Origin of the sequence: Sphingobacterium paludis (genome assembly GCF_004364125.1) — a bacterium.
In the GTDB taxonomy this organism is placed as follows: domain Bacteria; phylum Bacteroidota; class Bacteroidia; order Sphingobacteriales; family Sphingobacteriaceae; genus Sphingobacterium; species Sphingobacterium paludis.
This window is the reverse complement of sequence record NZ_SNZV01000005.1, coordinates 323,904-349,112: the sequence shown is the minus strand read 5'-3', so window position 1 is coordinate 349,112 and position 25,209 is coordinate 323,904. Positions and strand designations below refer to the sequence as shown.

17 protein-coding genes are annotated in these 25,209 nt (G+C 46.5%); 6 read left to right on the top strand and 11 right to left on the bottom strand.

The window, feature by feature from the left end; genetic code table 11:
- Position 1: 1 nt before the first annotated feature.
- From B0I21_RS11820 to B0I21_RS11810, 4 genes are all read right to left on the bottom strand, one after another.
- On the bottom strand, positions 2-1,147 hold the full coding sequence (locus tag B0I21_RS11820; protein WP_243836072.1) for an efflux RND transporter periplasmic adaptor subunit: 1,146 nt from the start codon (positions 1,145-1,147) through the stop codon (positions 2-4).
- A gap of 633 nt (positions 1,148-1,780) precedes the next feature.
- Positions 1,781-3,352: a hypothetical protein gene (locus tag B0I21_RS11815; protein WP_133640669.1), complete on the bottom strand. Its 1,572-nt coding sequence runs from the start codon at positions 3,350-3,352 to the stop codon at positions 1,781-1,783.
- A gap of 2 nt (positions 3,353-3,354) precedes the next feature.
- Positions 3,355-3,528 carry a hypothetical protein gene (locus B0I21_RS20150; RefSeq protein WP_166637841.1) on the bottom strand — a complete coding sequence of 58 codons (174 nt, stop codon included), beginning with the start codon at positions 3,526-3,528 and terminating at the stop codon, positions 3,355-3,357.
- 286 nt (positions 3,529-3,814) lie between these two features.
- Entirely contained in the window at positions 3,815-4,021 is a 207-nt protein-coding gene (locus B0I21_RS11810) for a hypothetical protein (RefSeq protein ID WP_133640668.1), read from the bottom strand.
- 43 nt (positions 4,022-4,064) lie between these two features.
- On the opposite strand from B0I21_RS11810, the gene B0I21_RS11805 reads away from it, so the two are divergent.
- Together B0I21_RS11805 and B0I21_RS11800 are read left to right on the top strand one after the other, a co-directional pair.
- Positions 4,065-4,490: a S24 family peptidase gene (locus B0I21_RS11805; protein WP_133640667.1), complete on the top strand. Its 426-nt coding sequence runs from the start codon at positions 4,065-4,067 to the stop codon at positions 4,488-4,490.
- Positions 4,491-4,781: 291 nt separating this feature from the next.
- Positions 4,782-6,995, top strand: a complete 2,214-nt coding sequence (locus B0I21_RS11800) for an ATP-binding protein (RefSeq protein WP_133640666.1) — start codon at positions 4,782-4,784, stop codon at positions 6,993-6,995.
- 269 nt (positions 6,996-7,264) lie between these two features.
- Here B0I21_RS11800 and B0I21_RS11795 read toward each other — a convergent pair whose 3' ends face one another.
- The 5 genes from B0I21_RS11795 to B0I21_RS11775 form a co-directional block, all read right to left on the bottom strand.
- Positions 7,265-7,846 carry an RNA polymerase sigma factor gene (locus B0I21_RS11795; RefSeq protein ID WP_133640665.1) on the bottom strand — a complete coding sequence of 194 codons (582 nt, stop codon included), beginning with the start codon at positions 7,844-7,846 and terminating at the stop codon, positions 7,265-7,267.
- A gap of 186 nt (positions 7,847-8,032) precedes the next feature.
- Positions 8,033-8,863 carry a hypothetical protein gene (locus B0I21_RS11790; RefSeq protein ID WP_133640664.1) on the bottom strand — a complete coding sequence of 277 codons (831 nt, stop codon included), beginning with the start codon at positions 8,861-8,863 and terminating at the stop codon, positions 8,033-8,035.
- Between the two features lie 20 nt (positions 8,864-8,883).
- Positions 8,884-10,575: a RagB/SusD family nutrient uptake outer membrane protein gene (locus B0I21_RS11785; RefSeq protein WP_133640663.1), complete on the bottom strand. Its 1,692-nt coding sequence runs from the start codon at positions 10,573-10,575 to the stop codon at positions 8,884-8,886.
- 8 nt (positions 10,576-10,583) lie between these two features.
- The gene (locus tag B0I21_RS11780) at positions 10,584-14,066 is read right to left on the bottom strand and encodes a SusC/RagA family TonB-linked outer membrane protein (RefSeq protein ID WP_243836069.1); all 3,483 of its coding nucleotides are present in this window, start codon (positions 14,064-14,066) and stop codon (positions 10,584-10,586) included.
- Positions 14,067-14,250: 184 nt separating this feature from the next.
- Entirely contained in the window at positions 14,251-15,438 is a 1,188-nt protein-coding gene (locus tag B0I21_RS11775; protein WP_133640662.1) for a FecR family protein, read from the bottom strand.
- Positions 15,439-15,688: 250 nt separating this feature from the next.
- Here B0I21_RS11775 and B0I21_RS11770 point away from each other — a divergent pair, with 250 nt between their 5' ends.
- Both B0I21_RS11770 and B0I21_RS11765 read left to right on the top strand, forming a co-directional pair.
- Entirely contained in the window at positions 15,689-16,477 is a 789-nt protein-coding gene (locus tag B0I21_RS11770; RefSeq protein WP_133640661.1) for a tryptophan-rich sensory protein, read from the top strand.
- Between the two features lie 574 nt (positions 16,478-17,051).
- Positions 17,052-19,565, top strand: coding sequence for an ATP-binding protein (locus B0I21_RS11765; protein WP_133640660.1), 2,514 nt, complete (start codon positions 17,052-17,054; stop codon positions 19,563-19,565).
- A gap of 60 nt (positions 19,566-19,625) precedes the next feature.
- Here B0I21_RS11765 and B0I21_RS11760 read toward each other — a convergent pair whose 3' ends face one another.
- Positions 19,626-20,726 (bottom strand): hypothetical protein, encoded by a 1,101-nt coding sequence (locus B0I21_RS11760; protein WP_133640659.1) that lies wholly within the window; start codon positions 20,724-20,726, stop codon positions 19,626-19,628.
- A gap of 107 nt (positions 20,727-20,833) precedes the next feature.
- On the opposite strand from B0I21_RS11760, the gene B0I21_RS11755 reads away from it, so the two are divergent.
- Both B0I21_RS11755 and B0I21_RS11750 read left to right on the top strand, forming a co-directional pair.
- Entirely contained in the window at positions 20,834-23,224 is a 2,391-nt protein-coding gene (locus tag B0I21_RS11755) for a TonB-dependent receptor (protein ID WP_133640658.1), read from the top strand.
- 205 nt (positions 23,225-23,429) lie between these two features.
- Positions 23,430-24,629, top strand: a complete 1,200-nt coding sequence (locus B0I21_RS11750) for a GTP-binding protein (RefSeq protein ID WP_133640657.1) — start codon at positions 23,430-23,432, stop codon at positions 24,627-24,629.
- A 54-nt stretch (positions 24,630-24,683) separates the two neighbouring features.
- Here the strand turns inward: B0I21_RS11750 and B0I21_RS11745 are convergent, their stop codons facing one another.
- Positions 24,684-24,941: a hypothetical protein gene (locus B0I21_RS11745; RefSeq protein WP_133640656.1), complete on the bottom strand. Its 258-nt coding sequence runs from the start codon at positions 24,939-24,941 to the stop codon at positions 24,684-24,686.
- Positions 24,942-25,209: the final 268 nt, after the last annotated feature.

Below are 25,209 nucleotides of genomic sequence, written 5' to 3'. Positions count from 1 at the left end.
GTTAACGTTTTTGTGGGGTCTCTTTCGGCGTGATCAACACGCTGTCTTTCAAGTTGGCCATCCCACTAAGCACAACAGCATCCCCTTCGGAAAGGCCTTTTTCTACGATGAAATGCTTTCCGTCATTCGTAGCCGTCGCGACGATCGCTTGGCTGCGTACCCGATTGTCTTTGTGGATGACGTAAACCATGCGCTTATCTTGCACCTCATAGGTGCAGGACTGCGGAATAATAATGGCGTGATCGATCTTTCTGGGGATGCGCAAAATGGCGCTGCCGCCACTCTGGAGCACGGCCGATGGATTCGGGAATGTCGCTCTAAAATTTGCAGACCCGGTTTGTGCGGTAAGCAGTCCGCTTGCCGTCTGCACTTGACCTTGCTGCTCGTAGCTGCTGCCGTCAGCAAGTATCAATTCCACGGCGGGCAGGTTTTTTAGCTTTTCTTGAATAGTTTTGCCTTCGAATTGGCGATTGAAAGCAAGAAGCTGCTTTTCGTCCAGTGAAAAATAGGCATACATATCTTTGTTGGAGGAGAGAAAGGTCAGCGGTGAGGTCGAGCTCGTGCTGACCAAACTGCCTTTGCGGTAGGGGATCGTACCGATAATACCATCGCTCGGGCTGCTAATTATCGTGAACCCTAAATTCGCTTGTGCGTTTGCCAAGTTCGCGCGCGCTTGCGCCAACGCAGCCTTTTTTGCTTGTAAGGCGTAATCTGCAGATTCCAGCTCATACTCGCTTATGATTTCCTTTTCGACCAGCGGCCGCGTTTTACGAACCATCATCTCTGCGGCATCAACGTCGGCTTGCGCGGTTTGGATGGCAGCCTGCGCCATTCTTTTTTCCTGCTCGAATTGTGGACTTGAAATTCGAAAAAGACGCTGCCCTTTTTTTACGGTCGCGCCTTCGTCGACATAGAGCTCCTCGAGGTAGCCCTCTACGCGAGGTCTAATCTCGATTACATCTTGCCCCTGTATGGAAGCAGGGTAACTGGTATATACTACCGTTTCCTGTGGTTGAATGTTGAGCACCGCGTGTGTAGCCGGTTGCTCGTCTTTTTTTTGTTCTTTGTCGCCCCCTTTGCAAGCGGAAAAGATCAGTAGGATCGTCATGCAACTGATCAGCTCGGTTATCGAAATTTTTATCTTCACCTTATGTACAACTTAAGCGGTTTTCTATATAACGCATTTTTCCATGATTAGTTACGAATAATAGAATATTCCGTTTCGTAAAGGAAATGGCACCTATAAGGTGAGATGTTTATGTGCGGACAACATCTCGATCGATTTGCTTCTGGGAAAGATGGAGGAAGATTTAAAGGATCAAAGGGTCTCTCTTAGTACACCTACTTCGTTCACGGAAATTAAAAATCCCCTCGTCGGGTGACGAAGGGATTATTGAATGTCCATTCCCCGGAACATTTTCATAAGCAGTCGTACTCTTTTTTTTTGGAATCTTAGGTTTTGAGTTCCTATTTCATAGCTATTGTGTAATTATGAGTTGAAGGTAAGCCTTATAGTTTATTAATGCAAATGTTTTTGATTTTTTTTTTACAAGCCTAAATCGTGGTGAGCCGTGTGTTAAATTTCTGGGTACGATGCTGATCCACGGCGGGTTTTCATTGACCCTCCATGTTACCATGGAGAGTCTGCTTATGAAATAGTGCCCCTGGGAAGAGCAACTCAATTTAACAAACCTACATATTTTTATCAAATATGAGTTATAGTAATACACCTGTTTTATCGCTTTTATACATTTTATTGGGTGAATTCACGCATTTTAGCCTAATTCGGACAGGTAATTATCTGTCTTCCGCGCCCTCTTCCAGTGATTAGGGTAGGGCCAGAAACAATCTGTGTGACTCGTATGGTGTTGCTCCCCGTTGTATTCCAAGTGGTGTTGGCAAGTGTCAAATTCCCTCCTGGTATAGTAGTTAACGGTAACAACGGGCCGCTAATTGATTTTCTACCTTCTAAAGATACTTGACCTGCTGCGCTAACAGTTACCCTGATAATCGGTGATGCTTCATTACCTATCAAATCATATATTTCGGGGACGCCTCCTAAACCCCATAGCGCCCCATCTGCAAATTGAATGTTCCTTGGAGACCCTGCGCCGCTCGCTTGAAATTGTATTTCATTGGATCCGATCCGCGTTCCATTAATCGTCATATTGAACGAGTTATCCAGCGTGTAAATATCCAAGATAAATCCATAGTTCGCACCCGATACCGTAAAATCTCTGAAATTTCCATCCCTAACGTCAAAAACAGTATTATTTACATCCTGCGTACAGGGTACCCGAAAATTTAAGTTCAGGTTGTATTTTTTTCCAGGTGAAATGGCCAAATCCGGAACAAGGAATTCCGCTTTCGCCGTCCCGTTTACCGTCAAATTCCGCAAGGTGAGCACGCCGTTGCTAACAGCGGGAGAAAGTAGGCGTGTCGGCGTGCTACTTAGGCGTTTCGTACCTCCTGTCGGTATGGCAGGAAATGCTACCGTTTGGCCGGTAGAAGAGAGCGCCGCGTAGGTTATTGCTTCGGTTGCCAAGGAATAGGTTGCTCCGGTTCTCGTTGGGCGTATATCTGCAGAATTAACAGAGGTAATCGTTCCGCCCACCGTGGGATCAATAATTAGGTTGGTCGTGATTTCAGTGAAGATGTGCCGAAGAACAACGGAAAGTGTGTTATTTCCCGAGACGACCGCCACAGATGTTTTAAATACCATAAGGTCTTGGGTCGTTGCTGTAACCGAAGCCGTATTTAGTGTTCGCACGTTGGGATTGGTATACACAATCGTTGGTACCGTATTCTGCGTATTAAACGAAAGGCCTATAAACGTATATGTGGATCCGCCGTCAAGAAGGAAGGCGGCAGTTTCACTTTCTCGACCAGATATATAGGTGTTTTGTGCTACGAATTGGCCAGCAGCAGAGTATACAGCAATAAGGTATTGCGTGCCTGGTGCTAGAGGATTTCGCTGTATGGCTGCCTTGCCGGCACTTGCCCGTTTTAATTCCGTTGTTGGGGTGTTTGCTTCGGAACCGCCTGCTGATAATTCCTGTAATGTACCGAAAACGGTTATCTCGTCGCTAAAGGGCAGGGTAAAAGTTTGTTGTGCGGTATTTTTTGTTTCTGCAGAGGGACTCTTCGCCATCTGTGCGGCACTGGATTGATTTCCTGAAGATACACTACCCACATTATCTTCGTAATCGAACTCTGCGCTGGCTAACGTTACCAGTACTTGCGCCTCACCAGCAGAAGAAAGCTCGTTTACGTTTTTTTTACAGCTTAAGCAAAGTAGAGCTATAAAGACCATCACTTTTGTAGCTCCTATTGTTTCAAAATAATTTTTCATATCTACCAAGTATAAGTTCGTTCAACATCAGGATCGACATCCCACTCATCAGTCGCTTGTTGGTTTGCGTTTACCGGACGAACTTGCGCAGATCCCGCGGCAAACGAACTTTCTAACGATATCGGGATTATTTCAATGGTTGGAGAAATGTAAATTAATTTCGTGTGCTTTTTCATAGATTAAATTTTCTAATTGCTGTTTTTAATTTAGTGTGGTAATTGTTTGATAGCACTCTGTTAAAAATTGTACCGATGTGTATTAAATCGTATTAATTCCTATGAAAAATAATGTTTGTAGTAGATAATCTACAAAAATTCCGATACGTATAATGGAATTAACTATTTATGCTGTTTTAGAAAATATATATAATTCAAGTAGACTGTCGAAATGTTGTGTCAATATTTCTAAATTTAGTACACATGTGATTTCTATGCAGTACAAGATGCCAAAGGCTGCTTTTTCCTATCCGCTGATACGCTTGAGCGGCGTGCGGCACATCGATCCCGGCAGCTCCCGTGATTCGATCGTATTGCTGCAAATTTCGGCAACAGTTGATTCGGGGTTATTCGCATAGCAACATATGGTCGTTTTGCTGTCGTATTCCCGGATTTGGTAATCGCAGCTGTCCACATGTTTATTTGCCAATTGGATAAATACCTGATTTGTCATCCTTATTTTTTTACTAAAAATATTAGTATAGTTTTGTGTCGTGATGAGAAGGTCGAAACATATTCCGCAGCAAATCATATCGGGTTTTAAATCGCCGGCAGACGATTACTTGGAGGCGCGATTGGACATTAACGATTTGTTGGTGGCTGATCCGCATTGCACGTTTTACTTTAAAATGGACAGCGATGCGATGCTGGGTTTTCATATTCCGAGAAATGCAGTGCTGATTGTTGACCGTTCGCTGCATGCTACGGCTGGTGCAGTCGTGATCGCCGCGATACACGGTGAGCTGTTCTGTCGGTATTTGCAAAAAGGCGCGGGTGGCTGGGAATTGATAGATGATAAAGAACGTCTGTCTCTGGAAGATGAATTGGAAGCAATACTATGGGGGGTGGTTACTTCGGTGTGTTACGGCATCATGCCGGACAGCCTGAAAGTAGGGCGATACAAGCATATTTGTGCCTTGTAAATCAACCTTTTCGATAGCGTTTCCAGTCGTACCGTAAGGTGCCGTTGCCTAAGACGAGTATTGCGTAGCTTTCGCAAATAAACATCGGATAATAACGGACGCGCCGCGTTTATATGTATTTCAAAAATTATACTTAGCTTTATACGGAGTTATCTTTTTGGATCGTCCAGCCCATTGGAAAAATAGTGTAGTTTGGAAACGAGAATCCCCGTGTCCTGTCGTTTCGCGGGGCGGCTGTGAAAGCAATTTAGCCGGGTTTTAGGAAGATACTTTAACAAAATAATTTAGAAAATGGAAATTAATCCTCAAGACTGGTGCAGCAAAGAGCCTATCCACATTCCGGGCGGTGTACAAACCCATGGTATGTTGATCGCTATCGATAAAGCGGGGGTGGTTCAGTACATGAGTGAAAATTTAAGTGCGGCTTCTGGAATCGCCGCGCAAGACATTTTAGGAAATACGGTATGCCAGCTAAGCGCATTCTTTGGAAAGAAGGAGGACAGTAATTTCGTGCTTGATTTGATTGATCTTGCTACACAAGATGACATCGTCAAGCCCGTAAATCCGTATCCAATACGCATCAATAACACGGCTTATAATTTAATTATCACGCCAAGCGAATCGCTCTTTATCTTGGATATCGAGCCGGAGGATTCTAATCTATTTGAAGATCCTCAAAATTTGGTGGGCGCCAGTTTATCGCAAATGCTTGCCGACCGTGACTTGGACACGATACTGGGCAACACGGTGGTACAGATTAGAAAGGTAATTGGTTATGATCGCGTGATGATCTATAAATTTCATCGGGATGGACATGGTGAAGTGGTTGCGGAAGATTACGCCATGGAGCTGGAATCGTGGCTAGGGCTTCACTATCCAGCTTCAGATATACCTGCGCAAGCACGGGAACTGTATAAAGTAAATCTGGTGCGTTTGATTGCTGACGTGAGCACTGCGCCTGCACAGCTGCTGTCCAACACCGAGCGACCGCTCGACCTCACCCATAGTTCGCTCCGTGCGGTATCACCCATGCATATACGCTACCTCAAGAACATGCAGGTAGCCTCCAGCTTCAGTGTTTCGATTGTGGTAGATGGATTGCTCTGGGGGTTAATTGCCTGTCATAACTATTCGCCGCGGTTCATCAATTACCGGCAGCGGGAGACGGCGAAGTTGATCGGGCAGGTGTTGAGTTCCTGTGTGGGGATGCGCGATCAGGAAGCGATACAAAAGGAACGGATAAAGTTGCAGGGTATCATTATGGAGGTTACGCGCAGCTTGCAACATAACGACCGAATTCCGGCACTGGTAGATGATTGTGGACAAAAAATTCTGCAGGGCTTTCGCGCATCAGGCTTTGTACTCTTTTTTGAAGGGGCTATTTACAGTGTGGGTGACGTGCCGGCTGCTGACCAGATTGAGCAAATTGCCAATCAATTTGCGGTGGTAGATGACCATAGCTACATACGGAGCAACAAATCGATGGATGATTTTACCAACACGGAGCTAAATAGCGAGCGCTTTGCGGGCGTGCTTTCCTGCCGGTTGACCCATGGCATTAAAGATTGCCTTATCTTATTTAGGCCGGAGCAGGCATCGACAGTTAAGTGGGCCGGAGATCCTAATAAATTGGTCTCCATCGATGAAGATGGACAGCCCTTTATTTCGCCACGAAACTCTTTCGATCAATGGGTGCAGGAGTGTAGCGGACAGGCAGAAGATTGGACCGACGTGGAAATTGAGGTCTTTGTGAAGATTAGGGATGAGCTTAATTTTGCCATCGGCCGTAAGATTGAGGAACTACGACTATTAAATGATAAGCTGCGCGATGCGTATGCGGAATTGGATTCGTTTACCTACACCGTTTCTCATGATTTAAAAACGCCGTTGACGGCAATTCGGGCCTATGCCGAACTTATACAGCGGAAGTCCACGGAACCGATGGTCTTCGACATGGCGGAAAAGATTCGCTTGAGTGCGGTGCGACTTAATCAAATGGTCCAAACCGTGCTCGAATATTCCAAAGTAGGACAAAAGTTTGTCAACAAACAGCGGGTCGACATGTCTTTATTGATCGCCGAAATAAAAGACCACTTGCTGATGGGGAAAATCAACGACAACCTCAACTTGCAGGTATTGAGTACGCCGGAACTGGAAGGCGATCCAATACTACTTTTTCAGGTGTTTTTGAATGTGATCGAAAATGCAGTTAAATATTCGCATAAACAACAGGTGCCCACGGTTGTCATTGAAGGCGATTCGACAGGGCAAGAGACTGTTTACCGAATCACGGATAATGGGGTGGGGATCAGCGAGCAACAGCGAGACACGATTTTCGATCTGTTTAGCCGGGTAGGCGATGTAAGCGAGTTTGAAGGAACGGGCGTAGGTTTGGCTACCGTCCGTAAAATCATGATTAGGCATGGTGCTGAGATAACAGTGGAAAGTAAACTGGGATCTGGAAGTACATTTGTCCTTCGCTTTCCAAAAGAAATTGTGGCTTAGCAGCAAGATCATGTCAGGCGTAGCGGATATGATCTAAGCTAATCCCCCCTTTTACTTGATGTACGTCTTGAAACGAAAACGATGGTATTTTGATTACTTTACCCGATGGCGTACCATGCATAAAGGAGGATATGTATCGATGAGATCAACATAATGTGCTGCGTATTTGATCGTAGCTTGGAGAATTGATGAGCTACTAAACAATCTGACTTTCATGAAAGCGACAGGAAGATCGGACTGCTAAAGATGCGAGCCGTTCGCTTTTCGAATTAAAATTCGATAAAAAGCAATGCAGTTAGATAATGCGGTGATAGGTTTCTCTTTTCGAACGCTTTTTTTAATGCAGCAACCGCTTTGGAGCGTGCGAAATATACCGCGTTGGCGGTCGTGTGTAATTCTTCGCAAATCTCTGCGGTATCGCGGCCTTCCATGACCGATAGTTGAAACACTTGCGCCTGTTGTTTGGGCAATCGCTTTACCTCCTGCACCACAAGGGCTACAAGCTCTGTGTAAATGATTTTTTGAAGGATGTCGGCATCGCCACATACCAACTCCTGTAGAAAAGTTTCATCATGTGCATATTTATTTCTGCTTTGTTTGAGATGATCTAGACAGGTGTTTCGCGTTACTAAGTATAAAAAAGATTTCAAATTAGCTGTCGATTCGAAGGTGCTGCGACGCTCCCAGAGCTTCACAAAAGCGTCTGATACAATCTCCGAACTAGCCTCTTTATCTCGGATAAATTTGAATGCAAAGAACTGTAGTGCAGTAGCGTACTGATCCATAAAGAAACATAACGCCGTTTCCTTTCCCTGTTGCAGATCAGCAATCTGTTTATCAAACTTATCCATAGTGCTGGTAGGTTTATTCCATTTTCGGTTATATACAAACTTACCTTAAATCATATACAATTGAAAGTGATTTTTATGATTTATTTGGTTCGTTTCCTCGTTTTATCGGTCGCACCTTGCCCAGCAGATACACGGAAAGCGCCTGGCTGGTTGGCCGGGCGCTTTGCGAAATTTGTTGAACCTGCTTTACTCTGCCCGAAACACCCAAAACCAAGCGGTGCCCCAAGCAGCGGCCCCCGGTTCAGCGTAAGCGAGTATCATCTCTGTATCGTTTATCAGCAGGATATCATACTCGTATACCGGGGCATTCCCTTCATTGGGGGATTTACCGCATAACACCGTCACTCCTTTGGTTGTTAATTTTCCTTTAGCCCAAACGGTGCCATCATCCAGCGTCACTTTCTTCGTCATATCGAAAGAGAACGATCCGACTTCTGTCTGTCCGGTAGATTTAAGCTTGGTAAGCGTCGCGCCGCGTAGCCCGAAGACCATTTTCGCGCCAGCGCCTTCTCCGGGCGCTTGGCCATCAATTTCGGCCACTTTCAATGCCCACCACGCAGGCGCGCTATTCCCCATGTAGCCTCCATTTCCCCATACGGCAGGTTTCGTCTCATCCCATACCCAGTTTTTCTCGGATCCGTTGGTCAACAGCCCCCATTCCAGCGGTACAGGGTAGGTAAGCTCGTCAACGGTTACCTGCAGGGTCTTGGTAATTTTACTCCCATCTGGATTTAAACCCGTGAAAATGATTTCGTTCTCACCGGTAGAGACCAGAAGCACCGTATCGGTTTTTCGTTGTGTCAAGCCGATGCCGTAATCCCAAGAAGATAGCACCGGGCTTTTGTTGTCGAGTATAACTTTATTACTTTTCTTCCCGCCGACGACTAACGGTGTTGCCGTAAGCTGGAGTTGATCCGCGGTGATTGCGGTGCCTAGCTCCATTCGGTCTTCTATAGCCTCACAACCCAATAGCAGGAGTGCGTAAAGACTGCACAGTGCAAACAAAAAATGTTTCATAATATGTATGTTTAATATAATTACCAACCTGGAAACTCGTGCGTAGACTCCCCCCAACCTTTGTTTTGTGTGAGTACGCCATCCGACAGTGCAATTTGGGAAGTAGGGATTGGCCAAAAACCACCCGTAGCCTCTATACGTGCGCTATAGCCGCCGCCAAATGCTCGCATTTGCGTATCAATACCTTTATTGCGAATCGCAACGCCCTCTTGCCGGGCCAGCGCAGCCGCAACTTCTTTCCAGCGCATCAAATCAAAGTAGCGCAGGCCTTCAAAGGCAAGCTCCCAACGGCGTTCCCGCTTTAGCGCGGCTATAGAGTAGCCGACAGGAGCAAGATTGACCCGCGCGCGCACCCTGTTCAAGTTGGTGTTCGTTTCCGAAAGTTCGGCATGCATCAATAGCACATCGGCAAAGCGAATAAGGACTAAATCTTGTGTGTGGGCGAGCTGGTATTCAGCAGGAGCAGCATCGGCCAGGATAGCGTAAGAGGGGATAAGCCTGCCGTTGTCGTAGGCCGTAACAGCGATATACTTCTTCTGCCAGAACCCTGTTTCCTCCATCTGATTGTCGGCTCCAAAAATATAATTGTCAAGATCCGTAGCCACATTGATAATGGAGCCGCCGCGGCGAATGTCGCTAGGTTCTGCTTGTCGCCACTCGTTCCAAAGGCTGCTATTTACAGGGCCAGCGCCCCAACCTTGTCCGAAAGGGAACGTTCCATCTTGTCCGTTGTTTGAACGAAGACTGAAATGTAGGTTTAGCTGGTTGGAATAGCCCAACATATACTGATCGCCCCAGTCCACTAACGTACCAAACTTGACGGCGAATACGGTTTCTTTATTGCCATCGCCGGCGTAGCTTAGGTTGTTATCTCTGGCATAAGCATAATCTTTTTTTGTAAACTCATTTGCATAGGGCCATAAGTTTCGGAAGTCGGCAACAAGGTCATGACCACTGTTACCTATACAATCCGCTAACGCTTGGATGACTTCAGCCTTACTGACGCTGCCACCGGAGGCGAGGGGCAGTTCCGTTTTACCATAATACCCGGTGTAGAACAGGAACACGCGGGCCAGCAGTGCCTGGGCAGCCCATTTGGTAGCATGTCCCGAAGCTACGCTTGTATATGGGCTGCTAGGCATAAGGCTAATGGCTTGCTGAAGGTCTTCGGCAATACGCGCGTAGGTTTCCTCAGCAGGCGCCTTGGGGATATTGGAAACCGCGGTACTGCTGACCAGCGGCACTTCGCCAAACAATTGGGATAACTCGAAATAATACAACGCCCGGAGGAAATACACCTCACCCATGACCTGATTCTTTTGAGCGTCGCCCGTCCATCCACTTACCTGATCAAGCGTTTCCAGCGCCGTGTTGGCTCGGAATATACCTTGATAGCGTGCCGTCCAAAATGTTAGAAAGCGGTCGGGCTGCGTATTCATGATGTGATCGAGGCCTTGCATATCGCGGTCATTCTCACCGCCACCTCCAAAACGATCGTCAGACGCCAGCTCAGCCATATAGAAATGCGAATGCTGCACGTTCGAAATAGCGGCATTGAGACTCGAATATATGCCCGTTAGCATACTGTTTGCATCCGCAACGGTAGCCGGGAAATTTCCCGTATTCTTTTTATCGTAACTTTCTGTATCTAAAAACTTCTCGCAGGATAGCATGGTGCTTGCGGCGAGGACTATAAGTATGGTCTTTTTCATGTCTTTCATTAAAATTTAAGGTTCAATCCAAACATTACGGTTCGCGGTTGTGGGTAGAAGCCCAGATCGATACCATTGACCCAGGGCTGGTCGTAGCCATAGCCTATCTCGGGATCCATGCCGCTATAGTTCGTGAAGGTAAATAGGTTTTGCACGGTGGCATAGATGCGTGTCTGGCTGAACGGTGAGTTTTTCCAAATCTGTTTGAGGTCGTAGCCTAAGGTGATGTTTTGGATTTTCACAAAATCTCCGTTTTCGATGTAGATATCCGAGATATATTGGTTGTTTGTATGACTACCGCTCGTTAGGCGTGGCAATCTGTTCGAGGTGCCTTCGCCATGCCAGCGCCCAAATATTTCTGTGGTGTAATTTTGTAAGGGGCTATCCGCAAAGGAACGATATGATTTGGCTATTTGATGCCCGAAAGAACCAATCGCTGTAACGGCGAGATCGATACCTTTATAGCCAAAGCTGAGGTTTAAACCACCGCTAAAATCCGGATGCGGATTGCCGATCATGACGCGGTCGTCATCGGTGATGGCACCGTCGCCATTTGTATCGACGAAGAATACATCACCAGGCTGTGCGCCGGGGAGTACGCCACGCCCCGAGCTGCGAACGGCATCGATTTGCTCTTGTGTTTGAAAGATACCTTCTGTTTTAAAGCCGTAAAAATAACCAATTGGGTAGCCCACCTGTGCGCGATACATTTCCTTCGTGCCCTGACTTAATACATCGGGATTGCCGTGGATGATCCCTTCGCTATTCGCGATTCTGCTTACTCTGTTTTTATTGTAGGCACCATTTATACCGATCCCGTAACGGAATTCACCTTTGGTATCGTTCCAGTTGATCCCCAACTCAACCCCTTTGTTCACAATGTCTCCGCCATTGACAAAAGGTGCGCCGGTACCATAGATCGCTAAGATAGGCGCCTGGACCAGCCAATTGATTGTGGACTTCTTATACCAGTCGAAGACTACGGCGAGCTTGTTGTTCACAAAGCGTGAATCAAATCCGATGTTTAGCTGCTCGGATGTTTCCCAGGTCACCTCCGGGTTTGGTAAAACTTCGGGAAAAGCACCACGGATGAGGGTACTCTTGCTATTGCCAAAGTAATAGCCGTTTTTAGTATCGATGGCTACTGTCGCTAGGTATTGGAAGGGGCTGATATCGGCGTTGCCATTTTGTCCCCAACTACCGCGCAGTTTCAAGAAATTCAACCACGATTGTTCGCGTAGAAACGCTTCGTTGCTGACAACCCATCCTACAGATGCCGAGGGGAAGTAACCCCAACGATGACCACGGGCAAAATTAGATGACCCGTCGGCGCGTAGCACAAACGAAGCGAGGTAGGTCTCCCTGATGTTGTAATTTAGCCGACCGAAATAGGAGGCGATATTAAATTCTGGCCAATGTGCCCCCGTTACCGTAGGAATAAATCCGTCGTAGCCCTGTCCATTGCCGAGCCAAGCTTTATCCCATTGGCCGGGAAAAGATGAATTTGCTGTCAATGCACCCACGTCTTCGCCTAGCCCGTTCTTTTCGATGGATTGGCCGGCAACGAGATCAAGTTGGTGATCTTTAAATGGGTTGAGTTTATAGCTCAACGTATTTTCCCAAAGATATTTATAGCCCAGTCCTTGGTTCTGCGAGATGTCGTCTATGGCGTTGACGGTGGTTGTTGACAGTTCGAAGGCAGGCGTGTACTGGCGGTACGAGGATGCTGTAAGCCGATAACCGAAGCTTGATCGAAAGATCAAATCTTTGATGGGCTGCACTTCCAGATAGGCGTTAATGGATAGCGCGTGATTTTTACTGAGGTTTTGCCCGCGTCGGTAGTGCATATCTGCCACAGGGTTGGCGGTAGCACCGTCTAACGCCCAGCCGTCAGCCACTTTGCTGGCCAAATCGTAATAGCCGCCCTGCGCGTTTCGGATGGGAAGTAGGGGGTTACCCACCAACATGTTGTGGATGTCATTCCAATAGATATTGCCTATGCCAATACCCGAGCGTTTAGTATAGGCGTAATTGAGGTTCTCACCGATCTTGATCACGGGAAAATCGTCGTTCTTGAGTAGCACATGCTCGGAATTTAAACGAGCCGTTTGGCGCTGGAAGTCTGGTTGCACGGGTACGCCCAGTATACCTTCGCGGTTTGTGATGGAGTAGCCCATCGAGAAGCGAGATTGTTCCGTTCCGCCCATCATATTGATCGACGTGTTGTGCAACAGTGCATTCTCGTTTTGAATTTCTTTCATCCAATCTGTGCCGTTCCAACTGCCGTCCATAATTTGTTCATACTGCTTAGGAATAAGCTGTGCCCAATCGAACGGTGCGGCGCCCTCATTGAATCGACGTTCATCTTGAATAGCCATGTACTCTTTTGCCGTCAGTAAAGACGGAAGTTTATACACATTCTGAAAGCCGGCATAACTGTCTAGGTGGAGTGCTAGTTTTCCTTCGCGTCCTTGTTTGGTGGTTACCAAAACCACGCCATTGGCCGCCCGCGAGCCATATATGGCAGCAGAGGCAGCGTCTTTGAGCACGTCAATACTTTCTATATCGGATGGGTTTAGCGTGTTGATGTCTCCACCGGGGATACCATCGATGACGTAAAGCGGCGATGAGTTGTTAATGGTTCCCAGACCGCGGATCGTGACCTTGAAGCTCTCGCCTGGCATACCCGAGCTTTGCGTAATCTGCACGCCGGGGGCCTGACTTTGCATCGCTTCTAAGATATTGGGCGTGCTCAACTTCTGAAGATCTTCCCCCTTCAGTTGAATCGAAGCACCCGTAGTGAGCTTTTTCTTCTGCGTGCCGTATCCGACCACCACCACCTCATCCAGATCGCCCAAGCTCGCTTTGAGTGTAATCTTTACCGTCTGCTGCTCGCCGATCGCTACCTCAGCGCGCAAAAAACCAACATAGCTAACCTGGAGTATGCCGCCGCCGGTGTTGGGCACGGCAAGCTGAAAATTTCCTTGGTCATCGGTGCTTGTGCCCGCTGTGCTACCAACCAGTTTTACCGATGCGCCCTGGATTGGGACGCCGCGTTCGTCGGTAACGGTGCCGCTTACCGTACGTTCTTGGCGTTCGCTCGGTGCTGCGCTCGATACACTTCTTTTTGTTTGGCGGCGGAGAATAATCGTTCCATCGGATATATCCCAGGCGATAGGTTGATCCACGAAAAGAAGATGGAGGGCATGCTCCAAAGACGCGTTTTTAATGTCGGCAGAAAGTTTCGTCGATGCGATGTCTCTGCCATTGAGCAGAAAGGGCATACCGCTCTGCTTTTGTATCGACTGCATGATCGTGACGAGCCGCGTATTTGTTGCTTTGATGGATATCTGCTGTGCAAATCCCGTGGCACTTAATTTTAAAATGCTTAGTGCGGTCAATAAGATGGTTAACTTCATAATGATTACCCAGCGTTTAATTTTCGATCTAGCTGTTTTGTGCGCATAATCGATCTGTTGTATAAAAATCATATTTTTGTACAATTAATGTGTTGATGAATAAGGGTTTATTTTTGGTAGTAGCACTTATTTCGGCATGTAAACAATAGACCGAACCTTGGTGAGCAGACCGGGTTCGGTTTTTGCTTTTGCCGTGCGCTTAAGTTTGGTAGCTCATCGTAATCTGTTTCATAGTTTTGTCGTTTGTCAATGGTGTTTATGATTGGATAACATGTAGGCGAATGACGGTGCCATCCTTGCGTAGTTTGAATTTTACGCCTGCTTTTTCAAGGATGCGCAACACTTCCGCAAGATTCTTCTCCCGGGTTATTTCTCCGTAGAAATAGGTTGGGGGCATATCTTGTGGGTAACTTACTTCAATAGCATACCATCGGCTAAGCTGCTTCAGCAAATCACGAAGTTCCGTCTCAAAAAATAAAAATGTATTTTTTTTCCAGGCAACGTACTGTTGGATGTCGACGGTGCTCTTCTGTATATCTCCTTGCCGTACCCGTGCTTGTTCGTTGGGTCTTAGGGTGATGCTGCCCTGCGCAGTCTCTATTTCTACCGAGCCTTCGACGAGTGTGGTACGGGTGTACACCTCGTCAGCATAAGCAGATATATTGAAACTGGTGCCCATCACGCGAACAACCTGATCCTTGCAATGAACTATAAAAGGTATACGCGTTTGCTTGTTAAAGGCTTTTGCGACCTCAAAATATGCTTCGCCTTCTACATGTACCTCCCGCTTTTCCGTGGCAAATAGGAGGGGGTAGACTAATTTTGATTGTGCATTTAAATGAACCTGTGTGCCGTCGCTCAGCATAACTTTATATTTTCCCCCGGCGGGAACGCTGATGCTTGCGGTGGTTTTTGCCAACTCGTCTTGCGCAAGGCCCAACAGGGGTGTTCCATCCGAGTACGTCAGGTTATTATCCAGCACAATGCCTTCTTTATCCGTTCGCAGTTTGATTTTTTGACCGTTGGACAACTGCAATTCTGCTTTGTTTCCACCAGCATGGATGCTAGACGCTTCGATATCTTGCGGTACAGTCGGTTGTTGGAATTGAAAGTAAGCGAATAAGCTCACGCAAAGAAAGACGGCAGCTAATCCAGTATACAGAAGAAGTCGATGCGGCCGCCAGGGCCTGGGTACATCAGCAGGGAGCTTGCGCAGCGTTCGGCGTTTTATTTCCGCTAAATCTGCACCCTCATAACGATCTTGCATCGCTATCCACTGCAACGCATCGGCAAAGATCTCCTCGCCATTGGTCACGCGTTGGAAGAAGGCTTCATTTGCGCTGTCCGCCGCGCGCCAACGATTCAATCTGCCCGATTCCTCTGCGGTGATGTCGCCTTCAATATGTCGTTTGATCAATTCGGCAATTTGCTCCGTAGCATCCATAGGTGTTTATAGTGGTTATTTTCTCTATAACGACCCTAAAGCGCAAACCTTAGCAACTTTGTTTACTTTTTTTCCTGTATCTATTTTAAAACTTTTTTTAGCCTTCGATTATTTATTAGATACTGTCTGTGCGCGCCATTGCCTATATTGACTACGAAAAGGATGCAAAAACACAGTGTGGGTATTTTTTTGCCGCTCGCTATTGCGGGCAAAAACCTGTACAGATGCTACATAACGTAACAGAAAAACGATGAAGAACAAGCGATATATTATTTTAAATACCGTCGGATTGATATTGACGGTTGTCATCAATTACCTATCCAACACAGGCATATTTTATGGTAATACGATGAAGACGGTCTCCGATGCTTACTTCACGCTGTTTACGCCTGCCGGCTATGCCTTTTCCATTTGGGGAATAATCTATCTCGGACTGGCATCTTTTATTGTTTATTCGGGACGGCATGTTTTTCGCGGTATTGATCCGCTGCGTGCCGTGGAGCGAATAGGATCTTGGTTTTTCATATCCTGCTTAGCCAATATGTTCTGGGTAGTTGCCTGGTTAAACCACTATACGTTGCTCAGCGTTTTGCTCATGGTTATTTTATTGGTCAGCTTATTGCGCATCGTGAGCAAATTGGAATTGAGTCTGCGCAAGGTAAGTGTTAAGAATTATGTATTTATTGCTTTGCCATTTTCGCTGTATGCAGGATGGATCTCGTTAGCCATCATCGCCAATGTCGCAGCATTACTAACGAAGTACCGTTGGGACGGTTTTGGACTTACAGAGGAAACGTGGGCTTTGATCATGATTGCCATTGCCGGCATGGTGAATATAGGGATGGTTTTGAAGCGAAACATGAAAGCGTATGGCGCCGTTGGAATGTGGGCTTTGTTGGCCGTAGCCGCAAATCAAAACGCCGATGCGCTCTATATCATCTATGCATGCTATGTGTTTTCCGCACTGGTATTCTTGGCTATACTCTTTAATTTTTTTCGTCCTACACGTTTGAAAGACAATAACGCATTTCATTCCTAGCATGTCTATCGCGGTAACAAGGCGGCAAACGGGGCTACACGGTTTCATTGGAGAAACGTGCAGGTACGAAAAGGGAGGCATTAGCTTTAGCTTCGCCGTTAACATGCGCATGCAACGACAAAGCTAAAGCTACCATTACTTTTTAGCGGTGTCTTTAACACAATTTGGAACGGTTTTCCCGCCTTTTTTCTTGGTTCCTTCTTTTTTGTACCCTGACCAGCAGGGATCTTTTTCATTTTCTTTTTTTTCTGCCATGGCTTTGAAATTTAGTCGTCAATTTACCTGCAACAGGAAGCCTATGCTAACCGCCATTTCTTTGACGCAGGGGCTGGCGAGGCTATACCTGTTTGTACGAATAAGGAACAGCCTGATGCGGTGTATGGTTTTGTAACATCTTCTGACTATCACGGTTTGGGCTTCCAAGCTCATTTCTTAATTGAAGCGCCGCTGCTTCGAGATGTGTGGATGCGGTAGTGTGCTCGCTACCGCAAGAATATAATGTATAATCGCTGTATCCTATGCGGATAATGCGTAAGTTTGCTTGGCTTTGTTCCTAACGAATGTAAGCCCTGTTATGGTGAACGATCAAACAAATGAACAGCAGCGTTTGGCTGCACTATATGCCTACCAAATCTTAGATACCGCAACTGAGGAGGATTATGAAGAGCTTACTGAGCTGGCCGCTGCTATTTGCGGAACGCCGATTGCGCTTATTAGTTTCGTCGATGAAACACGGCAGTGGTTTAAATCCCATAAAGGGCTTGATGTCACGGAAACGGAAAGGTCGCAGTCGTTTTGTGCACACGCCCTGTCAAACCCTACAGAGTTGATGCAGGTTGAGGATGCACTTGCCGATCCTCGTTTTAAAGATAATCCACTCGTTACAGGTGACCCGCATATTGCTTTTTATGCCGGGATGCCGCTTGTGGACGACGAAGGTTTTGCTTTGGGATCGTTATGCGTGATTGATCGGCAGCCGAGAAAACTGGATGAACGGCAGCAAAAAGCACTGAAAACGCTTTCCAAACAGGTAGTCAATAAACTAGTGTTACGAAAGAGGATGCGTGAATTGGAAGCCTCCAATAAAAGCAATGTGCGTCTTCATAGCAGGAGCGTGTCAAGTGAAAAGAATCTCCGGCTTATCATCGAACAATCGCCGACGGCTATCATGGTCTTTCGCGGCGAGAAGCTAACCATTGATGCCGTTAATCCCGCTATGCTTACCTTACTTGACCAACAGCCCGATATAGAAGGTAAAGACTTATTAGATGCTATTCCAGAGTTGGAAGGTCAGCCTGCCTACGACCTATTACACCATATTTATCAAACCGGAGAAACGATGTACCGTAATGACATCGCTGTGAAGCTGAAAAGAAATGGCCAGCTGGAAACAGGATACTTTAATTTCACCTATGCTCCATTGATCGAGAATGGTCGCGTGACAGGTATCATTGATATGGCCGTTGAAGTGACCGAACAGGTAAGCTCGCGGTTGGCTATTGAGGAAGGTGCACATCAAATGAGGGAGATGGTCATGAATGCGGCAATGGGTATGTGTATTATCCGGGGGCAGGATTTGGTTATCGAGATAGCCAATGAACCGATGCTCAAGATATGGACACGTACCGCTGATCAAGTAATAGGGCAACGCCTGACGGACGTTTTTCCCGAGGTGGTGGGCCAACCCTATCCGGAGATGTTGCGCAATGTAATCAACACCGGCGAGTCGGTAGCCATACCGGAACTTAGTGCCGACATCGCGGAAACCGACGGAACCATCAATAGGATCTATATTGACTTTACTTACAAGCCGCTACGCAACTCCGACGGCATACCTGAAGCAATCATTGCTACCGTAATCGATATTACCGATACCGTAGAAGCGCGGAAGCTATTGGAACAAAGTGAAACGGATCTGAAGGAGGCTAATTTAGAACTTGGTTCGGTGAACGAGGAATACATGGCGCTGAACGAAGAGCTGATGGCAACTAATGAGCAGCTTCTTCTAGCGGAAGAAAGTTTAATCGATCTCAATGAGCGCATGAACCTGGCGATTTCGGCAGCTAATATGGGCACATGGTCTATCAACTTGGATTCCAAGGAAATGGCCGTTACCGACCGTACCAAAGCTTTATTTGGATTTTCGCCAGATGATAAGATTACGCTGGAAGACACCTTAGCACAAATTCACGAAACGCATCGCGAAGCGGTTAGCGCTTCGATAAAAGCGACCATGCTGCACGGTGTGCCGTACAATATGGAGTATCCGGTTACCGGGTTTCATGATCAACAGACACGCTGGCTAAAAGCGATGGGGAAGCGGTATACGTCGACAGGCGGAACTTCTATTGACCATTTTTCGGGAACCATTATGGATATCACTGACCGTAAAGCCAGCGACCAGCTTAAACAAGACTTTATCGGGATTGTGAGCCATGAGATGCGCTCGCCATTGACCGCGTTGAAGGGATATGTACAGATTCTCGCGTCAAGATCAAAGCAGTCAGATGACAAGTTGATGTCGGACATTGCTAGCAAAGCTGCCGGGCAAGTCGATCGTATGACGACATTAATCAGTGGTTTTTTAGATGTGGCTCGAGCGGAAGAGGGCAAGATCTACCTCAACAAAACAGACTTCAACATAGCTAACGTCTTTCAGATCGCCGAGGAAGAATCGCTTGCGACAAACCACACGCATAAATTTAGCTTCGACATCGAGGGAGACCTGTACGTAAAGGCAGATCGGGATAAGCTGGAGCAGGTTTTGGTGAATTTGGTGAATAACGCCATTAAATATTCGCCGACGGGCAGCACCATCCACGTATCATGTAGTAGGCGCCAGGGCTGGGCACACGTCAGCGTCAAAGACGAAGGATTAGGGATACCGCTTCGGGATCAAGCACATATATTTGAACGCTTTTACCGGGTTTTAGCCAGAGAGACAGAAAACATCAGCGGCTTTGGTATCGGTCTTTACTTATGTAAAGAGATTATTGACGGTCATGCCGGGCGTATCGGGGTAGTAAGTTCTCCGGGGCAGGGTAGCACCTTCTGGTTTGAAGTACCTCTGGAGCAAAGCAATCCGTAAAATCCCCTATCTATCGGCATGCGATAAATAGGGGAGCGCGGTATAGCAAAATAGGGTTTGCTAAAATGCAGACATCACTAAAGTGAGATCCGTTTGGTATTCTAGTCCAGTGCTTGTTATCGCTTTTACCCATATTGTATAGCTTCCGGCTTTTAAGCTATCCTCTTTTTTCACACGGACGGAGCCGGTATCTTCATCGACGGAAAAAATCGCTGCGCTGTTGTCGAAAGGTTTACCGTCCATATTTACCGAAACCAAACTAAAGGCAGATTTGTACTGCTCGGGATAAAGGGTAGGTGCCGATGACCGGTAACCGTTAGACAATCCGATATGCAACAAATTAAGTTTGATCGTGAGGTTCAAATCCGGATAGTACATCCCAAAAAAGAACTTGATTTGTGGGATAAACACTACCCGGAAATCTGTCTCAGCAATTATAAATCCATCCTTTACTAACATGGGCTTCAGATCATAGGTATGCTCGGTCTTCTGCGCTGGGTCGCCGGCCTCGGGGGAAAATTGAATTGTCGATCCGCTGAGGGAAACTACTGGCTTTTGCCCGGCGGGTGGCTGGATATACCAAGTCGTAGTGGACGTTGGTATATCCTCAGCTATCAACTTAAATTCCACAATTTTATCGCTGTAAAGCGCATAAGCGAAGAGTATGTTATTGGATGTATTCACATTTTCTATAGTTACTTTACCCGGCAAAACCTTGATTTTAAAATCCTGCTCAGCAACCGTAGTACCAGTAGCCGTTTTTGCCGATAAGGTAGCCGTGTAGCTTTCTGGAATTTTAGTAGCGTTCCTTACCGACGGCGCAGCATTCGGATAAAGCAGCGCAGCGTTTATTGCGATTTGCTGGTTCTGCATATCTAGCTGGACTGCCGCCTGCAGTACCTCGTGAAGCTTCTTGTTCGATGCCAGTTCCACATTGTCCGTCTTATCAAATTTTAGCGTTAACGACAGGTCGGCGGCTTCGCGCAGTGCAGCGGGCAATGCAATTTCTGCCGTTTTACCGTACTGCAGTATGGTAATTTCAGGAAGTTCAATCTCCATATCCCGAACGGTTTCAGGAGAATCTTTTTTACATGCGCCCATGCCAAATGATAGCGTGGCAATGGCCGCGCCAAATGTAATTAATCTACTTATCGTATTCATGTTTCAATAATTTGAGCACGAAGGTAGAAATAAATTTCAATAATGCAACAATGTTGCAAATATGATTTTATTTTATACTTTTGCGCCATCATTCAACTCGAGTCCTTATGTTCAAGCGCGCATACATAGCCATCTTACCGGTGTTTTTCTTCTATTTAACATCTACATCTACGCCACTGCTGGCGATCACGCCTTCGGACACCCTACGGTCGATCAAGATTGATTCGGCGGTCGTACTGGGCACAGTTTCACCATTTGGGTCGGTAACGAAAATCTCGAGAACCGCGTTAGACCATATACAGTCGGGCACCTTGGGTGAAACGCTGGGTCATCTTCCTGGCGTTCAAAATGTATATTTTGGTCCATCTGCCGGCGCGCCTATGATCCGCAGTCTGAGCGGAAATCGTGTTCGCGTTTTGCAAAACGGACAACCAATAAACGATTTGAGCGGCATCAGTCCGAATATCAATATCAACGTTGATATGGATAACATGCGAGAGGTGGAACTCTATAAAGGTTCGGCCGCCGTGCTCTACGGTGGAAAGGCAATTGGCGGTGCGGTCAATCTGAAAGATAATACCATACCGCACAGGCGTTTTGCAAAGAAATTACAAGGAACTGCTCAACTCGAGCTCGGCACGAATAGTGGCAGCAGGCAAGTCGTGCAGCTCGCAGGCAACTTGGGGGATCGTTGGTCTTGGTACGTCGGCGGAACGAACCAACGTCATGGCGACCTCCACATACCGGGAAACACAAAGGCGGCATTTGCTTACGATCCAAGCATTGATCACTTAACGGCGGATATGGCTCAGGTGCATGTGCACAGGGAAAACATCAGGAACTTGAGTTTATATCCTTATATCAGCCAGTTTGTTCTGGACAATCAGAGCAATCCGGCTTGGGGCTTGTCCGAAGCCGATCTGTATACGTTTGAGAAGTTTTCCAGCATAGGCGGACAACTTGTCGCCAATCCGGCAAACGAAAAATATATCGCCGGTCAGGATCCGACAACACCGCTGTATACCACGGTTGTACACGGCATTACAGATTTTCATCCCGTGACATATGGCGTGATGCCCAATAGCCATGCAAACGCTCGCTTTGTTAATCTTGGCAGCAGCTATATTCAAGACAGCTTACGCATTGGCATAGGCTATCGCGCCATGGAAGGTTACTATGGCGTTCCTGGTTTTGCCGTAGCCTCAAAACCGAAACACAGCCATGAACCTGTTGAACAAAGCGCCGATTATCAGCCCATCAATACGCGAGCTATGGCCCATTCCATCCAATTGGAAAGTGTGCTGAAGCCAGGATCAATAGTACTTCCTGAGTTTAGTATTCAGTACGCGCTGCAGTACGCGGATGATCGAGAGCTCGTCGGTATATATCGAGTTAACACCATGGAAAGTTACCGGCATGGTTTGCGGATGGAGGGCAAGCACCAAGTCGGTCAATATTGGTCGGGCATGCATGGTGTGGAGCTGGCGCACCTGAAGCTCGAGGGCAACGGCGTACGACGATACCTACCTCGTAATCTAAGTCGTGAAATTGGCTTATTCACCACACATAGCTTCTCGTGGAAAAGGTTATCGCTTGATATGGGCTATCGGCATGATCAGGTAGCACGTAGGGTATTGATTGATAAGCAATACAAGCCTAGCCGCGGTCTTGCAGGTGGAACACATGCAGCTCGAGATTTTGCGCTAAATCAGTTTTCTGCTGACCTGCGCTACAATCTGTTAAACTTCGCCTTCGTAAAGGCTGGATTATTACAATCAGAACGAGCGCCGGAGGTAAACGAACTGTATGCAGGAAATGAACATTTCGCCATCTTGGTGGAAGAAAACGGAGATGACCGGCTGAATAGAGAACGCGCACGCGGCTATGAGCTGGCGGTAGGTACACAGGTGAAAGGTCTGCGTATACAGGCCACCCATTATTTGACAAATTTTTATGATTACCTCTACTTAGCGCACACCGGCATATCTCGTTCCGGCGGTTTTTTAGTGAAGGAGTGGCGCGCATCCGATACGCGTGTAACAGGATGGGAGCTGGAAGCTTTATATCAATTAACTTGGCAAACGGACCAGCGCGTAGAAGTTTCGGGATTTGCAGATCTCGTTAAAAATAGCAATCGCTCCGAAGATCATTTACGGCGTTGGGCAGAAGGGGATTTTATGCCCAATCTGCCAACCAGTCGATATGGCGGGGCGCTGACGATCAACTACCGCCGGTTTTTTATCCACGCGATGGTTGAACATTACCTGAAACAACGTTTTTTAGGAAAAAATATCAACCTGGAGCGGCCGATGCCTGCGTATGCTTTACTCCGTGCACAACTCGGGTACGATTTCCAGATTATGGGGCGCAACGTAACCTGTTCACTGGATGGGCAAAACCTTCTTAACCAAGAAGCGAGGCCCCAAAATTCCATCCTGAAATATCTTGCCCCTTTACCTGGGCGAAATATCACGCTCGGTCTAAAATGCTACCTGTAGCACACGCGCAAAATTTCACGGAATACCTTGCCAGCTAAATAAGTCATCCCAAGCAAGACTACGTTAAAAACCACAAAAGCAACTAAGTTGCTTTTGTGGTTTATTTTCGATACATTTGCTTTATCGTATAGTCTGCTTGGCATTTTCGGGCTGAAGTGGAAACATATCAACTAAAAATGACATTGTCAATCATACATTTTATACTATGAATTTTGGAGAAAAATTGCCTGTAACGGTTTTAAGCGGCTTTTTGGGCGCAGGAAAAACAACGTTGTTGAACCATGTACTACATAATAAAGTAGATCTTAAAGTAGCCGTTATCGTCAATGACATGAGTGAAGTGAATATAGACGCACAGTTTATAGAAAGTGAAAACACGCTTTCGCGTACCGATGAACGTTTGGTGGAAATGAGCAATGGATGCATTTGCTGTACGCTGCGTGAGGATTTGATGGTCGAGGTGGAACGGTTGGCCAAAGAAAGGAAATTCGATTATTTACTGATAGAAAGTACAGGCATATCCGAGCCAATCCCTGTGGCGCAAACCTTTACGTATGTGGATGAGCAAAGTCGTATTGACCTGTCTCGCTTTAGCTATATCGATACGATAGTTACCGTAGTTGATTGCTTCAACTTTTTTAAGGACTTTGGCAGCATGGATACGTTGCTGGATAGATCGCTGACGGACGACGGTCAAGATAGCAGAACAATTGTTAATCTCTTGACGGATCAGATTGAATTTGCCAATGTCATTATCCTTAACAAGACAGATCTTGTAGCAGACGAAACCATTAAGATTATTGAAGGGGCGATCGCAAAACTCAATCCAGCAGCAAAGATAATAAAGACCTCCTTTGGCCAGGTTCCTGTAAAGGAGATTGTCGGGACGAAGATGTTCGACTTTGAAGAAGCTTCCTCGTCAGCAGGTTGGATCAATGAACTTAACCATGAGCATATGCCGGAAACGGAAGAATATGGCATATCATCCTTTGTGTTTAGAAGTGAAAAACCATTTCACCCGCAACGCTGGTATAGCTATTTGAATAGGTATTACCCACACAATATCATCCGTGCAAAAGGGCTATTCTGGATTGCATCACGTCCTGACACAGCGATCAACTTTAGCCAAGCCGGGGGCAGTTTGCGCATAGAAAATGCAGGGGCTTGGTGGTCGAGCATGCCGCTGGAAGAACGAATCCGCTACCGTTCATTTCAAGAGCATCAGCACTTCATTGAATCGAGATGGCATCCGCAATGGGGCGACCGAAAAACTGAACTTGTTTTTATCGGGCAAGATCTTGATCGTGATGCCTGTTTGAGCGAGTTGAATCGCTGCCTGCTAACGGACGACGAAGCCGACGAATGGCGCTATACCGCCTGGACGGATGAATTTCCGATCGGGTAGCTCGCTCCCGAATCGACGAATAAAGGGAATCAACCTGAACAGCATAGCTGCTCGTTATCTGCTTTTTTCGCCTCGGAAACTTTTGTTAAACTCACCCGATATCCACCGATTCTTGTTAACATCAAAACGATCTGTAGCGATTATATAATCGCCGTTTTGGGTGTTGGTAATGATAACAATGTTATCTCGAATTTGGGTCTGGAATTTTCCGGTGTCATTGGTCGTCTGTGATTTATTACCCATGGATAAAAAAGCTACGCTTGCGATCAACGCCCCGATAAGTAGCGATTTGGCATCTATAATTATTTTCATATCAATGTGTTTTTTAAGAATCAAGATAAGGAATTAGATTCAGATAAGTTACTCGATGTTGATACTAATCCACATTATGCGTGAAGAAATCTTTTCTTTGCTACGCGTGTTTCGTAATTTTCTTAGGTAAATACGGATTTTAATTTGCTAGTATACGGATAGATGTACAGAGAAAGTAATGTAAACTAATTCTTTTTAAAATGTTCGGCAAGTGCTGACAATTTGTTATTTTAGACCATTACAATGCGTTACCGAATATAGAATCTTT

What these genes read in the sequence shown, in the direction of transcription:
- B0I21_RS11815 (WP_133640669.1), bottom strand. Translation starts at nt 3,352, where the DNA reads ATGAAAAATTATTTTGAAACAATAGGAGCTACAAAAGTGATGGTCTTT.
- B0I21_RS20150 (WP_166637841.1), bottom strand. Translation starts at nt 3,528, where the DNA reads ATGAAAAAGCACACGAAATTAATTTACATTTCTCCAACCATTGAAATA.
- B0I21_RS11810 (WP_133640668.1), bottom strand. Translation starts at nt 4,021, where the DNA reads ATGACAAATCAGGTATTTATCCAATTGGCAAATAAACATGTGGACAGC.
- B0I21_RS11805 (WP_133640667.1), top strand. Translation starts at nt 4,065, where the DNA reads ATGAGAAGGTCGAAACATATTCCGCAGCAAATCATATCGGGTTTTAAA.
- B0I21_RS11800 (WP_133640666.1), top strand. Translation starts at nt 4,782, where the DNA reads ATGGAAATTAATCCTCAAGACTGGTGCAGCAAAGAGCCTATCCACATT.
- B0I21_RS11795 (WP_133640665.1), bottom strand. Translation starts at nt 7,846, where the DNA reads ATGGATAAGTTTGATAAACAGATTGCTGATCTGCAACAGGGAAAGGAA.
- B0I21_RS11790 (WP_133640664.1), bottom strand. Translation starts at nt 8,863, where the DNA reads ATGAAACATTTTTTGTTTGCACTGTGCAGTCTTTACGCACTCCTGCTA.
- B0I21_RS11785 (WP_133640663.1), bottom strand. Translation starts at nt 10,575, where the DNA reads ATGAAAAAGACCATACTTATAGTCCTCGCCGCAAGCACCATGCTATCC.
- B0I21_RS11780 (WP_243836069.1), bottom strand. Translation starts at nt 14,066, where the DNA reads ATGATTTTTATACAACAGATCGATTATGCGCACAAAACAGCTAGATCG.
- B0I21_RS11775 (WP_133640662.1), bottom strand. Translation starts at nt 15,438, where the DNA reads ATGGATGCTACGGAGCAAATTGCCGAATTGATCAAACGACATATTGAA.
- B0I21_RS11770 (WP_133640661.1), top strand. Translation starts at nt 15,689, where the DNA reads ATGAAGAACAAGCGATATATTATTTTAAATACCGTCGGATTGATATTG.
- B0I21_RS11765 (WP_133640660.1), top strand. Translation starts at nt 17,052, where the DNA reads ATGGTGAACGATCAAACAAATGAACAGCAGCGTTTGGCTGCACTATAT.
- B0I21_RS11760 (WP_133640659.1), bottom strand. Translation starts at nt 20,726, where the DNA reads ATGAATACGATAAGTAGATTAATTACATTTGGCGCGGCCATTGCCACG.
- B0I21_RS11755 (WP_133640658.1), top strand. Translation starts at nt 20,834, where the DNA reads ATGTTCAAGCGCGCATACATAGCCATCTTACCGGTGTTTTTCTTCTAT.
- B0I21_RS11750 (WP_133640657.1), top strand. Translation starts at nt 23,430, where the DNA reads ATGAATTTTGGAGAAAAATTGCCTGTAACGGTTTTAAGCGGCTTTTTG.
- B0I21_RS11745 (WP_133640656.1), bottom strand. Translation starts at nt 24,941, where the DNA reads ATGAAAATAATTATAGATGCCAAATCGCTACTTATCGGGGCGTTGATC.